Source organism: Paeniglutamicibacter sp. NPDC091659, assembly GCF_044756805.1.
In the GTDB taxonomy this organism is placed as follows: domain Bacteria; phylum Actinomycetota; class Actinomycetes; order Actinomycetales; family Micrococcaceae; genus Paeniglutamicibacter.
In genome coordinates, this window is sequence record NZ_JBIVTO010000001.1 from 382,265 (window position 1) to 397,935 (window position 15,671).

General features: G+C 63.1%; 14 protein-coding genes and 1 pseudogene. 9 read left to right on the plus strand and 6 right to left on the minus strand.

Going from position 1 to position 15,671, the window contains the following annotated elements; genetic code table 11:
• The first annotated feature begins 36 nt into the window (after positions 1–36).
• Both ACIQLF_RS01815 and ACIQLF_RS01820 read left to right on the plus strand, forming a co-directional pair.
• Positions 37–1,002 carry a peroxidase-related enzyme gene (locus tag ACIQLF_RS01815; protein WP_400293882.1) on the plus strand — a complete coding sequence of 322 codons (966 nt, stop codon included), beginning with the start codon at positions 37–39 and terminating at the stop codon, positions 1,000–1,002.
• A gap of 153 nt (positions 1,003–1,155) precedes the next feature.
• A complete protein-coding gene (locus ACIQLF_RS01820; RefSeq protein WP_400293883.1) occupies positions 1,156–1,653 on the plus strand; it encodes a winged helix-turn-helix transcriptional regulator in 498 nt (165 codons plus the stop codon).
• On the opposite strand, the gene ACIQLF_RS01825 is transcribed toward ACIQLF_RS01820, so the two are convergent.
• Positions 1,650–3,020, minus strand: coding sequence for an MFS transporter (locus ACIQLF_RS01825; protein WP_400293884.1), 1,371 nt, complete (start codon positions 3,018–3,020; stop codon positions 1,650–1,652). The two genes, ACIQLF_RS01820 and ACIQLF_RS01825, sit on opposite strands and share 4 nt — an antisense overlap.
• 135 nt (positions 3,021–3,155) lie before the next feature.
• Between ACIQLF_RS01825 and ACIQLF_RS01830 the strand changes: the two genes are divergently transcribed.
• Together ACIQLF_RS01830 and ACIQLF_RS01835 are read left to right on the plus strand one after the other, a co-directional pair.
• Positions 3,156–3,893 carry a VOC family protein gene (locus tag ACIQLF_RS01830; RefSeq protein WP_400293885.1) on the plus strand — a complete coding sequence of 246 codons (738 nt, stop codon included), beginning with the start codon at positions 3,156–3,158 and terminating at the stop codon, positions 3,891–3,893.
• A gap of 104 nt (positions 3,894–3,997) precedes the next feature.
• Positions 3,998–4,363: a nuclear transport factor 2 family protein gene (locus ACIQLF_RS01835; RefSeq protein WP_400293886.1), complete on the plus strand. Its 366-nt coding sequence runs from the start codon at positions 3,998–4,000 to the stop codon at positions 4,361–4,363.
• A 38-nt stretch (positions 4,364–4,401) separates the two neighbouring features.
• On the opposite strand, the gene ACIQLF_RS01840 is transcribed toward ACIQLF_RS01835, so the two are convergent.
• Positions 4,402–4,908, minus strand: a complete 507-nt coding sequence (locus ACIQLF_RS01840) for an Lrp/AsnC family transcriptional regulator (protein ID WP_400293887.1) — start codon at positions 4,906–4,908, stop codon at positions 4,402–4,404.
• 158 nt (positions 4,909–5,066) lie between these two features.
• On the minus strand, positions 5,067–6,524 hold the full coding sequence (locus tag ACIQLF_RS01845) for an aldehyde dehydrogenase family protein (protein WP_400293888.1): 1,458 nt from the start codon (positions 6,522–6,524) through the stop codon (positions 5,067–5,069).
• Positions 6,525–6,719: 195 nt separating this feature from the next.
• On the opposite strand from ACIQLF_RS01845, the gene ACIQLF_RS01850 reads away from it, so the two are divergent.
• The 4 genes from ACIQLF_RS01850 to ACIQLF_RS01865 all read left to right on the plus strand — a co-directional run bounded on the left by ACIQLF_RS01850 (position 6,720) and on the right by ACIQLF_RS01865 (position 10,472).
• Positions 6,720–8,153 (plus strand): APC family permease, encoded by a 1,434-nt coding sequence (locus tag ACIQLF_RS01850; protein WP_400293889.1) that lies wholly within the window; start codon positions 6,720–6,722, stop codon positions 8,151–8,153.
• Positions 8,154–8,171: 18 nt separating this feature from the next.
• Positions 8,172–8,540 carry a DMT family transporter gene (locus ACIQLF_RS01855; protein ID WP_400293890.1) on the plus strand — a complete coding sequence of 123 codons (369 nt, stop codon included), beginning with the start codon at positions 8,172–8,174 and terminating at the stop codon, positions 8,538–8,540.
• Positions 8,541–8,610: 70 nt separating this feature from the next.
• Positions 8,611–10,044, plus strand: a complete 1,434-nt coding sequence (locus ACIQLF_RS01860) for an NAD(P)/FAD-dependent oxidoreductase (RefSeq protein ID WP_400293891.1) — start codon at positions 8,611–8,613, stop codon at positions 10,042–10,044.
• Positions 10,041–10,472 (plus strand): cupin domain-containing protein, encoded by a 432-nt coding sequence (locus tag ACIQLF_RS01865; protein ID WP_400293892.1) that lies wholly within the window; start codon positions 10,041–10,043, stop codon positions 10,470–10,472. Before ACIQLF_RS01860 ends, ACIQLF_RS01865 begins: the two co-directional genes overlap by 4 nt.
• A gap of 133 nt (positions 10,473–10,605) precedes the next feature.
• On the opposite strand, the gene ACIQLF_RS01870 is transcribed toward ACIQLF_RS01865, so the two are convergent.
• From ACIQLF_RS01870 to ACIQLF_RS01880, 3 genes are read right to left on the minus strand one after another with little or no spacing between them, the layout of a single operon-like run.
• Positions 10,606–11,637, minus strand: coding sequence for an agmatine/peptidylarginine deiminase (locus ACIQLF_RS01870; protein ID WP_400293893.1), 1,032 nt, complete (start codon positions 11,635–11,637; stop codon positions 10,606–10,608).
• A gap of 58 nt (positions 11,638–11,695) precedes the next feature.
• Positions 11,696–12,262, minus strand: coding sequence for a TetR/AcrR family transcriptional regulator (locus ACIQLF_RS01875; protein ID WP_400293894.1), 567 nt, complete (start codon positions 12,260–12,262; stop codon positions 11,696–11,698).
• 2 nt (positions 12,263–12,264) lie between these two features.
• On the minus strand, positions 12,265–13,764 hold the full coding sequence (locus tag ACIQLF_RS01880; RefSeq protein ID WP_400293895.1) for a purine-cytosine permease family protein: 1,500 nt from the start codon (positions 13,762–13,764) through the stop codon (positions 12,265–12,267).
• 163 nt (positions 13,765–13,927) lie between these two features.
• Between ACIQLF_RS01880 and ACIQLF_RS01885 the strand changes: the two are divergent.
• A pseudogene (locus ACIQLF_RS01885) lies at positions 13,928–15,592 on the plus strand (amidase); the annotation flags it as partial.
• Between the last annotated feature and the right edge of the window lie 79 nt (positions 15,593–15,671).

A 15,671-nucleotide genomic window follows, 5' to 3' on the forward strand; every position in this document is an offset into this window, starting at 1 on the left:
GCGGCATTCGGCGAATCGAACACGGTGAAGGAAGCGTTGACTTCAATTTCGGTTGCTGACCGACTCCGAATTGCCATCTGCGTAGCCCCTTATTGCGGTGACCAGAGACTTGCAGATGAGTTTGGTCGTGAACTGGACTCGATAGCGGGAGCCGGCAGCTACGCTGCGATCATTGACGAATACGCTTGGGAGATTACCTTTGGTGCGCGCGAGATCTCACTCTTTGAGCATGCGATCGAGATGGCCGTGGATCCGACGTCAACCGGGGAAACCGCAATCATCGCCCTGCGCGAGGCAGGCCACAACGAGGCAGCGATTGTGGCTGCAAGCCAAGTCACCTCGTTTGTTGCATACTTTGGCAGGCTTCGCAGGGCCGCCGAGCTGTTGGACGTCGGCAATGCCGAGGTCGAGCCACAGCGGATTCCCTATACCGAAACCAGCGAGCAGACGTTCGGGCATCCCCGGCAGGAATACCCGTTGATGGATTGGCGTGGATTTGTCGTTGGCGTCCGGACTATGCCCGAAGACGTGCGTGCGGACCAGGCCAAGGGGGCCTCGGACTACTACTCGGTGCTCAGGCACGAGGAAGGTTTCCTGGGAGTCCGCACCGAGCTATACGACACGATCATGACCGGGGAGGGGCAACTGGAACGCGCCGAACGCGAATTCGTCGCCCTGGCCACCAGCTTGGAGACCGGCTGTGAATTCTGTGCCACGGTGCACGGCCGTCGGCACTTCTTCCTATCGAAGGACACCATCTCCAGCCCGAGGCTCAAGCATCTTGGTATTGCGGGACTCGAGTCATCGCGCGAGCGTGCACTTGCGGGATTTGCCAGCGCCATGGCAACCTCACCATCCTCGGTTGAAGCCGGCCACCTGGAAGCGTTGAAGGAGCAGGGGTTGGACGACGGACAGATCTTGGATGCCGCGGCAGTCTCGGCGATGTTCAGCTGGGCCAACCGGCTCATGCTGACGTTGGGCGAAGGGATCTCGAACAACTAGGACTATTCGCCACTTGGCCTTGACGGCCACGTGGCGCTGGCGTTCGGACTGGCAGCGTCCGGGATCTTTCTTCGCTGGATTCAGGGTCCTGACAGCGAACAGAGCTAAGCTTTCCTCAGGATAGTTTGCGTCGTGAACCTTGAGGAGTCGGGCATGCCATTGCGTTCGGATTGGTCTGAGCGGCCGTGCTCGATCGCGCGCGGAATCGACGCCGTCGGCGATCCCTGGACACTGCTGATCATTCGTGAACTCATCTCCGGAGTGAGGCGTTTCGACGAGATCCGTGAATCGGTGGGAGTGTCGGACAAGGTCCTGGCCAACCGGCTGCGCCAACTCGTCGAGGGCGGTCTGGCCACGCGCATTCCCTATGGAAATGCCTCGACACGACGCTATGAGTACGAGCCGACGCAGGCCGGCATCGATGCGCTGCCGATTCTTCATGCGTTCGCCTTGTGGGCAGAAAAACACACCCCAACCGAGGGCCTCGAACAGCGCCTGGTCATCGTTTGCCGTGATTGCGGTCGGGAATCATCCCAAGGGGAAACCTGCAGTGAATGCGGTGCCCTCCTGAACATGGACAACGTTTCGTGGATCCGGCCCATCTCGAAGGACCGGATTCCCAAGCCGCTTGGCACTCGCGGCGAAGGTTAGATCGGCTCTGGCACTGACTCGTTGGTGTCTGTCTCTGCTTGTTTGGTTGCATCGAACGCCTCGGGCGCACCTGGCAGGAAGAACAAGCTGCCGGCGGCCATGAAGCAGAGCGCTGCGGCGGTAATCCACGCAATCAGGTAGCTGCCGGAGATGTCGCGTCCAATGCCGGCGGTCAGCGCTCCTGCTCCGGCTCCGACCATGTGGAAGGCGAAGACCCAGCCAAAGACCACGGTGGCACGCACCGGCCCGAAGTATTTGCGGCACAACACGACGGTTGGCGGAACCGTTGCCACCCAATCCAGGCCGTAGAACAGGATGAAGATCCACAACACGGGCTCGACCGTGGGACCCATCAGCGAGTGGACCGTCAGTAACGAGACCCCGCGCAGGCCGTAGTAGACGACAAGCAGCAGCCACGGGCGCACGCGGTCGGTCAGCCAGCCCGAGGCGATGGTTCCAATGATGTCGAAAACGCCGATAAGCGCCAGCAACCCGGAAGCGGTTGTTGCCGGCATTCCGTGGTCGTGGGATGCGGGGATGAAATGCGTTTGGATCAGTCCGTTGGTTGACCAGCCGCAAATCCAGAAGGTGAATGCCAGGATCCAGAAGGCCCGGAACTTCATGGCATGTCCTAGGACCTTGAACGTTTCGGCGACGGCACCGCCCGCGGGCCGCTGCGATGCGGCCGGGGCGCTCTCGGATGCATCGGTTTCATCGGCACCATAGGCGGTGGTTTTTGCCGCCGCGGGGGAGTTGGCAAAGGGCCAGAACAACAACGGCACGATGGCCAGAGCGAACCCCGCTACCAAGAGTGAAGCAACGCGCCAGCCATGGTGGCCGGTCAGGTGGACGATCGTCGGCAGGAAAATCAGCTGGCCGCAGGCGTTCGCGGCAGAGAAGATTCCCATGACAAGACCACGTCTGCGTACGAACCAGCGGTTGGCCACGACCGCGCCAAAGACCAGGGCCATGGCACCGGTACCGATGCCAACGAGCCCGCCCCACAAGATCCATAGGTGCCACACCTGGGTGATGAACACCGCCAGCCCGGCACCCGCGGAGACCAGCGTCAACGCTATGGCTGCAACCGCTCGCATGGAGAATCGTTCGAGGAGCGTGGCGGCGAACGGTGCAGCCAATCCATAAACGACCAAGTTGATTGTCACGGCCATCGACAGCTGGGACCGCGTCCAGCCGAACTCGGATTCCAGCGGTTCGAAGAACGCTCCGGTGGTGGAACGGAAGGCCGCTGCCGCGACGAGCGCCAAAACCGTCACCGCAACCACCAGCCATGCGCGGTGCAACCGCGGCCGTGGTCGGCTCGCGACGGCAAGCGCGGGTTCGGCGGGTGACGAAGGCAATGACATGGTTCAGGCTTTCTCGCGAAGGTGGTTCGTCGCACCACCCTTCCACGCTTTCCTTAGGAAAGTAAAGTGTTACGGGGGCGGACCTCCGCGATGCACCTCCAAATCGAGTGCTGCCTCGGTATAGGATCTGGCGGTATGGCACTGCGACTTGTACAGGTGAATTTCAAGGCCCGGGACGACTCGGCGCTCGGCCGCTTTTGGGCGGACGCGCTCGGCTGGGGCGTTTCCAGCGAGGGGCCCGGCGTGACCAACGTCGAACCACCGGACTTCACCTGGCCGGACCCGACCGCGGTCTGCATCGATGTCGTCACCGTCCCGGACCCCGAGACGGTGAACTACCGAGCGCACCTCGACTTGGCAACCACCTCGCTGGCCCACCAGGAGGAGCTGGTTGCACGCCTGAAGCAGCTCGGTGCGACACCCGCCGACATCGGACAGGGTGACGTGCCGTGGACCGTTCTGGCCGACCCTGAGGGCAACCTGTTCTGCGTGCTGGAACCGCGAGAGCTCTACGCGGACACCGGGCCGATTGCCACGGTGGTGGTCAACTGCGCGGATCCGCGGGCCATGGCCGCGTTCTGGAGCGAGGCGACGGACTGGACGTTGGACGAGGTGACCGATGACCATGCGAGGCTGCGTTCGGCCGCGGGTGTCGGGCCGTATCTGGAATTCCTTCGCACAGCCGACCCGGATAGCGCCTGCGGCCGTGTCCACCTGGACGTGATGCCGTACCCCGGCGACGACCAGAAGGCAGAGGTGGACCGGCTACTGGCGCTGGGTGCCACGGACGCCGACGTCGGCCAGGGAAATGTGCCGTGGGTGTGCCTCGCCGATCCGGAAGGCAATGAGTTCTGCGTCCTCTCCCCGCGATGACGCGAGGCAGCTTTGTTCTTGCCGACAGCGGTCTTCACTTGCGGCGCGAAGGCCACTAGCCTCGAAATCATCGCACGGTGGCGCACGAATTTTGGAGGTTACCCATGTCCGCAAACAAGGAGACCGTCAAGAAATACATCGACGGATTCAACAAGAACGACCACGAACAGATCTTGTCCTGCCTGACCGACGACATCGAATGGACGGTGTTCGGGCATTTTCACCTGATTGGCAAGGAAGCCTACGACAACGAGATCGATGGCCAGGAGTTCGCGGGTCCGCCGGTCTTGAAGGTCGTCCGGATGGTCGAGGAAGACGATGTCGTGATGGCCGAGCTTTCGGGCGAGGTACCCCGACCCGACGGCGAAGTCATGCGCATGGTGGTGGGCGAGGTGTTCGTGATGCGGGATGCCAAGATCGCCGAGCGGCGAGCCTTCCTGGTCGAGCTCAAGGAGAACGAATACAAGTAGTCGCGGCCCGGCGTGAACCGGGTGTGCTCAGCCGGTGATCAGGATTCTTCGCCGGGCTTGATCCCCATGTGGTGCTTGCTCAGGCCCGCCGGCGTACCCACGCCCCACCCGTATGCCAGCTTGTGTGCCTCGAGGACGAAGAAGGTTTCGGTGGCAACGACGCCGTCGATGAGCTGCAGGCGGTCGTAGAGCAGCTCGGTGTAGTGCTCGAGGTCCCGGCACACCACTTCGACCATGACGTCGTAGCTTCCGGTGGTCAGCACCACGTAGCTGGACTCGGTGAGCTGCGCCATTTCCTTGCAGACGCTTCTGGCCTTGCCCGGTGCGCAACGCACCCCGATCAGGGCCAAGCGGTCAAAGCCGATCGAGAGGGGGTTGGCGATGCCGACAATCTGCAGCGTCCCGGAATCCTCCAGACGTTGCACGCGGTAGCGCACGGAAGATGCGGGAATGCCGGTTTCCTCGGCAATTTCCTTGAAGGACTTTCGCCCATTGAGCTGCAGCGCGGCAATGAGCTGGCGGTCAATGTCATCGAGTTCGGTCATCGGATTCCTTCGGGGCAACGTCCATTGGTACCGTTCATTGCGAACACCGGGCAGGCACCTGATTCGGTTGGCCTGACCTTGGCACCACTGGTTCCTTGTTAAGTGGGTACGGCTGTGGCGATACTTCCGTATCGCCACAGCCGTACCTGTCTTTTACCTTAGCTGAGGTGGATGACGCCGGTGCGGAGGTCCGTCATGTCGAGCAGCGTGTGGACGCCGCCGATGCGGCCCCAACCGGTGCCCTTGCCGCCGGCTCCGCCGAACGGCATGTTGATGTCCCACCAGCCGTTGGAGTCGTTGACGACGACCTGGCCGGTCTGGAGTTCTTCCATGAAGCGGAAGGCGCTCTTCATGTTCTGGGTGAAGACGGCGGACTGCAGGCCCAGTGCGTCGCCGTTGGCGATGCGCAGGATGTCATCGTCATCCTGGCCCACGATGATCGGCAGGACGGGGCCGAAGGACTCTTCCTTGCTCAGCAGGCTGTCTTCGGTCACGTTGTCCACCACCGTGAATTCGTAGTAGAGATCGGTGGCGAAGTCCGGGCTGCGTCGGCCGCCCAAGACGATGTCCAGGCCGCGTTCGCGGGCATCCGCCATGTGGGTATCCATCTTGACCGCAACGAGTTCGTTGTTCAGCGGGCCCAGGTTGGTGCCTTCCGCGAACGGATCGCCGAGCTTCACGGTTGCCTTGGCGTATTCAAGGACTTCCTTGACGAAGGCCTCGTGAACGTCCTTGTGGACGATGACGCGTTCGGTGGCGCAGCAGACCTGGCCGGCGCAGAAGAACGCGCCGTCGACGGCGGCCTTGGCCGCACGCTTGAGGTCGGCATCGGCGAGGACAACGACCGGGCCGTTGCCGGAGGCTTCCATGATGGAGCGCTTGAAGCCTGCGGTCTTCTGGATCTTTGCGGCGGTGGCCGAGGAGCCGATGAAGCCGATGGCGTCGATGCCGTCGTGGGAGACCAGCTTGGCGCCGAAGTCGCCCTCGCCCGGAAGGATGGAGACGAGCCCCTCCGGAACGCCGGCCTCGATGAGGCATTCCATGGCGGCCAGAACCGTCAGTGAGGTGTTTGCCGGCGGCTTCACGACGTGTGCGTTGCCGGTGGCAAGGCCCGGAGCAACGAACTCCGCGAACATGAGCAACGGGAAGTTCCACGGGGTGATGATGCCCCAGACGCCGACTGCTGCGCGGAAGGTGAACATGCGCTTGTCGGTGTCGGAGGATGGGATGGTTTCGCCGTTGAGGCGGACGGCGTCTTCGGCGTGCAGGTGGAAGAGCTGGGCGGCTTCGGTGACGTCGGCGATGGACTCGGCCAGCGGCTTGCCTTGCTCCATGGACTGCAGGTGGGCGAGTTCGTCGATGCGACGCTCCATGGCGTCACCGATCTTGTGGCAGATTTCGGCTCGCTTGAAGACGCCGAGCTTCTGCCAGGCACCCTTGGCCTCGTGGGCCTTGGCCACCGCGTGGTTAAGGTCTTCTTCGGTGGGAACCGGGATCGAGGCGATGAATTCACCGGTGGAGGGGCTGATGACGTCGTAGCGCTCCTGGCCGCTTCCATCTGAGTACTCTCCGGCAATAAATAGCTGTGTGCGGGTCGGCACGGATACAGCGGTCATGGAATCAAAAACCCTTTCAAGAGGAATCCGTCGTTGATGATGTAGATCACTATAGTCGGGCTACGATTGGCGTCAAGAGTAAATTTGCAACATTTCTTGCTGAAAAAACAATCAAGAGCCAATCTATTGACTTTTTCGGCAATTTTGGCAGGCTTCTACTTGTCCTAATGACAGTGATCGATTTGGAAGGCACGAATGTCCGAGCAATTGACGCTCCCGGAGAGCGAAGAGCAATTACCCAAGAAGATGCGATGGTTCGACGGATTCGCAATGTCCATGACCATGCCTGCGGCGTTGATTGCCACGCTGGGAGCCTCGATTGCAGACCTCGGCGGCTGGGGAGCCGCCTTCCTGTGGGCGGTGTCAATGATCATCGCCATGGGCGTGAACTGGATCTACACCGAACTCGCCACGATGTTCCCCGAATCCTCCGGCGGCATCACCCACTACGCGGCCGAGGCCTGGAAGAAGCGAGCACCCTGGGTCGCGCCGCTGGCCAGCGTCGGCTACTGGTTCCCGTGGGGCACCAACCTGGCAACCTACGGCGCCATCACCGGCGCACTGATCCAGGCGCAGTGGTTCCCCGAATCGACCTGGGTTGTGAACCTCGGACCGATTGAGCTGAGCCTGCCCATCGTGATCGGCATCGGCGTCATCCTGTTCATGTACCTGATCAACATCGTTGGCGTGCGCATGACCATGGCCTTCGTCTACATCACCGCTGGCATCCTGATGATCCCGCTCTTCGCCTTCATCGTCCTGCCGCTCTTCAGTGGCCAGTGGGCCCCGGCCGAACTGACCTGGAACCTGCACGGCATGGAGGGCTTGCACAAGGCACTCGTCTGGCTCTACATCATGGCCTGGACCACCTTCGGCATCGAGGTCTGCGCAACGTTCGCACCCGAATACCGCGACTCCGTCAAGGACACCACCAAGGCCATCAAGGCCGCTGTGCTCTTCTGCATGGGCGTCTTCTTCCTCATCCCGATCACCCTCGGCGGCTACGCCGGCGAGGAAGCCATCCAGGCCAACCCGGCAACCTTCTTCGTCGACAGCTTCGGTTCCCTTGTCGGCGGCGCATCCGACGTCATGGTCCTGTGCCTGATCGCCTCGCTGCTGCTGATCATGACCACCTCCGTGGCGGATGCGTCCCGCGTGCTGTTCAACATGGGCAAGTCCGGCATCACCGTCCGCGCCGTCGGAAAGCTGAACAAGCGTGGCGTGCCGGTCCGGGCCCTGAACGTCATGGTCGTGCTGAACATCGTGGTCCTGGTGGTGCTGCAGTCGCCGCTGGCCATCATCGTCACGGGCAACCTGGGTTACATCCTCACGCACATCTTCGCCGTTTCCGGCTTCTTCATGCTGCGCAAGGACCGCCCGAACGCCACCCGTCCGATCAAGCTTGCCCCATGGTTCGTTCCGCTCTCGCTGGTCCTGACCGCCTTCATGGTCGTGATCCTGGTTGTCGGCGCCACGGGCTTCTCCGTCACCGGCTACGGCGGGTACAAGGAACTGGCCATCGCGCTGGGCGTGCTCGCCACGGGCGTGGTGATGTGGGTCTTCGTGCAGAAGGACGACGCGCGAAAGGCCGCCGAGCGGCAGCCGCAGGACATCCAAGAACAAAGGTAAACGGGAAGGTCGCACGCCATGCACTGGTTCCTGCTTGCTGCGGCCATCGCGGCGGAGATCGTGGCCACCACGCTGCTGAAGATGTCCGCGGGATTCACCAAGCCGCTGGCCACCATCGGCACGGTGCTCGGCTACGGCGTGGCCTTCTACCTGCTGAGCATGGTGCTGAAATACGTGCCGCTGAGCATGGCGTATGCCATCTGGTCTGCCGGGGGAACCGTGGTCATCGCGCTGATTGGCGTGCTGTGGTTCTCCGAGAAACTCACCCTCTGGCAGGTCGCCGGAATCCTGCTCGCCGTGGCGGGCGTGGCAATGATCAACCTGGGTGCGGCGCCGGAAGCCGCCGCACCGCTGGGGGTCGCCGGACTGGAACAACAGTCCAACTGACCCCGCAACAGGCGTGACGGGGCGCTGCGCGCAGCGCCTCGTCACGCGTTATCGAAAACGAAAGAAAACAATGAGTATCTACGAAAACGTGGCCGAAGCCTACGACGATGCGCTGATCGATGCGGCCCTGCAGGCCATCAGCCATGTTCCCTATTGGTTGGACGATCCGGAACGTCCCGCGGCGCTTCCCGCGCTGGAGGGGGCAACGGAAACCGACCTCCTGGTGGTCGGCGGCGGATATTCCGGCCTCTGGACGGCCCTGATGGCCAAGGAGCGCGACCCCGAACGCACCGTCACGCTGATCGAAAGCCACCGTGTGGGGTGGGCAGCCTCCGGGCGCAACGGCGGCTTCTGTGAGGCCTCGCTGGTGCACGGTGATTCCAACGGCCGGCAGCACCTGCCGGAGGAGAACGACCTGCTGCGCGAACTCGGGCTGGAAAACCTGCGCGAACTGGCGGAGGCCGTCGAGCGCTACGACATCGACTGCGAATTCACCTACTCGGGCGTCCTGAAGTTGGCCACTGAGGAACACCAGGTGCAATGGCTGCGCAATGAAGCCAAGCGCTACCCCGAGCTGGAATTCCTGGACCGCGAAGAGGTGCAGTCGAGCGTGAAGTCGCCGGTGTACCGCGCGGGACTCTGGGACAAGGAAGGCACCGCGATGATCAACCCCGCCAAGCTGGCATGGGGACTGCGGCGTGTGTGCCTGGAACAGGGCGTGCGGATCTTCGAGAACACCCACGCCACGGGCCTTGCCGACACCCCGGAGGCCATCACGGTCGGCACCACCGCCGGCAGCGTGAAGGCCCGGCGCGTGGCGCTGGCCACCAACGTCTTCCCGTCGCTGCTCAAGCGCCACCGGCTGCACACCATCCCGGTCTACGACTACGCGATCATGACCGAGCCGCTCACCGAGGAGCAGTTCGCGACCCTGGGCTGGGAAGACAAGCAGGGCCTGGCCGACCTGAACAACCGCTTCCACTACTACCGCAAGACCCGGGACGCCAACGGGGCCGTCCGCATCCTCTTCGGCGGCTACGACGCCGAGTACTACTACGGCGGCAAGATCAAGCCGGAGTACGACCAGAACCACGAGACCTTCCGCAAGCTTGTCACGCACTTCTACTTCACCTTCCCGCAGCTGGAGGGCCTGAAGTTCACGCACGCCTGGGGCGGGGCGATCGATTCCTGCAGCAGGTTCTTCGCCTTCTTCGACACCTCGCACAACGGACGCGTCGCCTACACCGCAGGTTTCACCGGGCTGGGCGTCGGCGCGACCCGCTTCGCCGCGAACGTGATGCTGGACCTGCTCTCCGGGAAAAAGACCCAGCGCACCGAATTGCAGATGGTGAAGAAAAAGCCGATCCCGTTCCCTCCGGAACCGGTGGCCTTCGTCGGGGTCAAGATGATGACCGGCGAACTGGCCAGGGCCGACCGCAACCAAGGCAAACGTGGACTCTTCTTGAAAACAATGGACGCACTGGGAATGGGATTCGATTCATGAGCAACGCAGCAGCAACCACAGAAGCACTAACCAACGACGAGCAGCAGGCCCTGCGCGGCGGCAGCAAGGTCGACGTCCCGGCACTGGAACTTGAGCACGAGGCGGTCGCGCCCGAGCAGGACGGCGGGGATGCACCCACCACCGGGGCGGTCGGGTTTGGTTCCCTGGCCGGTGTCGACTTCGGCGTCTGGGAGATGAGCACCGGAACCATGTTCGATGTCGAGGCCGAGGAAATTTTCGTGGTCACGGCCGGCCGCGGAACCGTGGTCATCGGGCCGTTCGCGGGCTTGCCGGCGCAGATCGTCGAGCTGTTCCCCGGGACGCTCATGCGCCTGAGCGAGGGAATGAAGACCGTCTGGACCGTGACCGAAACCCTGCGCAAGGTCTACGTCACCCCGGGTGCTCCCGGACCGGCAGGCAACGAATAGCAAGCTGCCTGTCGCTTTCCGCGGTCGCCAAGTCATCGCCGGAGGATTCCGGATCGGCGGCCGGGGGCAGGGCAGCAAAAACGGGTGGTTCGCATCCCTAAGGGGATGCGAACCACCTGGCGGAATCCGGGCCTTAGGCCTTCTTGGAAAGCGGCTGATGCTGGGTGATGCAGTGGATGCCGCCACCGTAGGCAAAGATGTTGCGGGCATCGACGCTGACGACCTTGCGGCCCGGGTAGACCTTCGCCAGGACCTCTGCCGCCGCGGCATCGTTCTCGTCGCCGAACGAGCAGGCAATCACGCCGCCATTGACCACCAGGTGGTTGACGTAGCTGTAGTCGACCCAGCCTTCCTCGTCCTTGAGCGTGGCGGGTGCATGGATGTCGACGATGTTCCACGGGCTTCCGTCCGGGGCCGTCGACTCCTCGATGGTCGAGCGGTGCACGTCGTAGAGGAAGTAGTCCGGGTGCGTCGGGTCCGTCTGGCGGTGCAGCAGGATGGTGCCCGAGTTCGGGATGGTTGCCACGATGTCGACGTGGCCGCGGGTGCCGAAGCGCTGGGAGTCGCGGTACAGGCCGCGCGGCAGCCAAATGGCGCGCTGCGCCCCGAGCGTGTGCTTGAGCTCCGCCTCGATCTGGTTGCGCGACATGTCCGGGTTGCGGAAGCGGTCAAGCTGGACGGTGTCGGTCAGCAGGACGGTGCCCTCGCCGTCGACGTGGATGCCACCGCCCTCGTTGACCATGTCCGAGTCGATGATCCGGGCGCCGGCGAGTTCGGCGACAAAGACGCCAAGCTTGGAGTCGTTCTCCCAGGATGCCCATTTCTGCTGGCCCCAGCCGTTGAACACCCAGTCGACGGCGCCGAGCTCGCCGGCTTCGTTCAGGACGAAGGTCGGACCCGAATCGCGCAGCCAGGCGTCGTCCAGGGGAGCGGTGAGGACCTCGATGTCGGCGTGCAGCATCTCCCTGGCCAGTGCCGCGTCGCGCGGGTCCGCGATGACGGTGACGGGTTCGAACTCGAGGATTGCGTGGGCGACTGCCACCCATGCGGCACGCGCGTCGGCGGTTTGTTCGTCTGTTTCGCCAAAGCTCTCGCCATGCGGCGGGAAAGCCATCCAGATCTTTTCCTGCGGGTCGCATTCGCTGGGCATCGTCCAGGTGCTCATGGGGGTGTTCTCCTTCAACTATTCGGTGGATCCTTTCCACCGAATGACAGATTTGTTCTCAAGGCCGGGGAAGCAGCGCTTCGATTCCCGCTTCGAGGGCAGAGTGTGCTTGTTCCGTCGTGATCTGGCCCGATAGCCAGCGTCCCGACAGTCCCTCGACCAGGGAGGTTAGCAGCAGTGAAATTTGTTGTGCAGCGGGTTCCTCCATGGGTCGGTGCGCCCGGACAAGATCCGCGACAAAGGTCTGCCACGCTGCGGTTGAGGCCTCCAAGTGCTCCGCCAGCGCGGGTTCGAAAACCGCAATCGCACGGATTTCGTTCCACACGATCGAATTGGCCTTGACCGACTCAATGTCCTCGAATTCGGCCAGCAGGTGCCTGCGGATTTCGACGTAGGTTTCGTCGTTCTTGGCTTCAAGATTGTGCCGTCTGCTCAGTGACGCATCGTTGACGTACCGCAGGGTTGCAGCAAGCAGCCCTTCGCGATCGGTGAAGTGGTAGTAGAGAAGGCCCGAGGAAACGCCCGCTTCCTTGGCCACGTCCTGTACCCGCATCCCCCTGACGCCGTTCTCCGCGATGCGTCGAGCGCATGCCTCGAGAATGCGTCTTTGGTTGTCAACTGCCATGCTTACCCCTCCAGGTGTTCACGCCGGGGCACCGACCCTGATGCCACATGCTCCGGCCACAACCGTAGCGACAGGGCATAAAGCGCGCCAGTCACCAGGGCGGCGGCGGGCAGGCTGATGTCGACTCCGCCGGCGATGTTTGCCCATGGTGCAGCGTAGAAGTTGTTGGAGACGATCATGAGCCCAACGCCGGATCCGATGCCGAAGGGAATCACCGCCCGCAGGTTCCAGCCGCCGGTGAACCAGTATTTGCCGCCCGTCTTGCCGTCCCCGAAGAGCTGCAGGTCCGCCGGGTCGTAGACGCCCTTGCGGGCCATGAAGAAGCCGACGATGTTGACGGCCAGCCAGGAGCCGGCAACCGCGTTGAGCACAACGGTCATGCCGGTGATCGAATCGATCGCGTTGGCCGAGACGACGCCGATGTACATGACAACCACGGCGATGCCGGAGGTGATCAGGGTGGTTTGCGTTCGGGTCAGGCGCGGAACGATCGACTCGAGGTCCAGCCCGCTGGCGTAGATGTTGATGACGCCCTGGCCAAGGCCGCCCGCCAAGGCGATGAGGATGATCGGGACGACGTACCAGGACGGGGCGTAGCTGATCAGGTCTGCAACGTAGGACGGGGAGAGCTCGACGAAAGAGGCCGCGGTGTAGGCCCCAAAGATTGCCGCGGCAAACAAGCCAAGGAAGATTCCCCCGCAGGAAGCCAGCGCTATCTGCCTGTCGGTGAAGCGTTTGTGGGAGATCCGGCGGGTGTAGTCGCCGACCGACGGGGCGTAGGAGATCGGGCCGCCCATGGAAATGGTGACCGCGAAGAGCCAGGTCGGCCAGAAGTCGCCCATTAGGTACTCGGCCCGCACCACTGTCGGGTCGAAGCCCGGCGCAAAGGCGAAGACGCCGATGACCAGAAGAAGAAGCGCCACGGGGATCACGTACTTCTGCATGGTGACGACGGTTCCGTGGCCGAAGAGCGCAATCAGGATGATTTCGGCGGCGATGACCGCATAGCCGATCATCATGGCATTCTGCCCGTCGGGTGTTCCGAACAAGCGGTTGAGTCCGACGATCAAGGCTTCGCCCGAGGTCCAGACGGCGATTGCAGCATAGGCAATGGCGAACAGGAGGGTCACGGCCGAGCCGATGAGCCTTCCGCGGACTCCGAAGTGTGCGCCGCTGGAAACGGGGTTGTTCGTTCCCGTCCTGGGCCCGAGCAGGGTCATCGGGTAGACCATCAACAGTCCGAGGACCAATCCAACGAAGCTGGCCGAAACCGCCTGGAACCAGTTCAGCCCGAACGTGATGGGCAGCCAGCCGAAAATGATGACGGAGAAGGCGAGGTTTCCGCCCACGAAGACGGCGAAAACATTCTTGGGAGTCGAATCGCGCTGCTCTTCCGGAATCAGTTCAACACCGGCACGCTCTACGCGCCCGAACTTGTCCGGACGTGCCGCTTTCAGCTCGTCCCGGCTTGGTGCTTGCATCTGTTGCTGTTCGCTCTCCATGGGCTTCCCCTCCTCGTTTTTTGCTGGTTCAGGATTGTTATGCGGATCACAAACTAGCATTAACTGAAAATCCAGTCAATAATGATTGAAGGCCCACAGTCCGCACCGTGGCACCCGCCGGATTCGGCCGGAGTCGCCAGCAACTTGAAGGAAATCAGACCCCATGGGAACCCCGTTTAGCCTCATTGAAGCCAGCATCGACGACATTCTCGAAGCGCTCGAAAACGGTTCGACCACCGCCGTCGAACTGGTCGGGGCGTACCTGGCGCGCATCGGCGGCTACGACCGTTCGGGCGTTCGCCTGAACGCAGTGCCGATCCTGAATCCCGACGTTTTTGCCGAGGCCGCGGTCTCGGACGAGCGCCGCCGCGGCGGCGAGGCCGGGCCCTTGGAGGGTGTGCCGTTCACCGTCAAGGACAGCTACATGGTTCGCGGTTTGACGGTGGCTGGCGGCTCCCCGGCCTTCAAGGACTTGGTGGCGCAGGGCGACGCCTTCACCGTGGCCCACATCCGGGAGGCGGGCGGAATCCTGCTGGGCAAGACCAACATGCCGCCCATGGCTGACGGCGGCATGCAGCGCGGCGTCTACGGCCGTGCGGAAAGCCCCTACAACACCAACTACCTGGCGGCAGCCTACGCGTCGGGCTCCTCGAACGGTTCCGGCGTTGCCACCGCGGCGAACCTGTGTGCCTTTGGCATGGGGGAGGAGACCGTCTCTTCGGGGCGAAGCCCGGCCTCGAACAACGCCCTGTGCGCCTACACCCCCTCGCGCGGGGTCATCTCGATCCGCGGCAACTGGCCGTTGTTCCCCACCCGCGACGTCGTGGTCCCGCACGCGCGCACGGTCGCCGACATGCTGCGCGTCCTTGACGTCATCGTCGCCGACGACGAATGCACCACCGGGGATTTTTGGCGCGACCAGGAAGCTGTCAGGCTTCCAATGGCCTCGGATGTCCGCCCCGCATCGTACGACTCCTTGGAGAATCCGCATGCCCTCGAAGGCAAGCGGTTTGGTGTTCCCAAAATGTATCTCGGCAAGGACCCCGCCTTCCCGATTGCCGTGCGCCCCTCCATCCTGGCGCTGTGGGAAAACGCCAGGACAAGGCTCGAGTCCCTGGGCGCCACGGTCATCGAGGTTGGGTTGCCTGTCGTGGAGAAGTATGAGGGCGACACTCCCGGAGGGGAACGGCTCAACGCGCTGGGCATCATGCCCGAGCCGTGGATGGAAATGGAATTCAACGAACTGATTGCCCACGGCTGGGACACGTTCCTGCGCGCGAACAGCGACCCGGCGCTCAATCGCTTGGCCGACGTCGACCACAACCAAATCTTCCCGACCCCTCCCGGAGCGCTGCCCGATCGCTACATCGAGGTCGAGGACTATGAGAACCGCTACCGCGACGTGGTGCGCATGGCGGCAGACGGCCTGGGCGACGTCTCATCCCTGACCGGCTTTTCTGACGCCCTGAACGCACTCGAAAACATGCGCAAGGAGCACTTCGAGGACTGGCTCACGGCGGAAGGCCTCGATGGCATAGTCTTCCCGGCCAACGCCGACGTGGCCCTCGCCGATGCCGACATCAATGTCGCCTCCGCCGACGAGGCCTGGAAAAACGGCGTGTTCTACTCCAATGGCAACTACGTCCTGCGCCACTTGGGCATCCCCAGCGTCACGGTGCCCATGGGCACCATGGATGACACGGGAATGCCGGTCGGCCTGACCTTTGCCGGCGCGGCCTACGACGACAACAGCCTGCTGGCCTACGGCTACGCGTTCGATTCCACGGCCGCACTGCGCAGCGCCCCGGGGCTGGCTCCCGCGCTGACCGGTGACACGTTCACCCGCGCAACCCCTGCAGTCTTCGGCGCCGCCGGCGGATGTCCTGCCATCACGGTGAGTGCGGCAA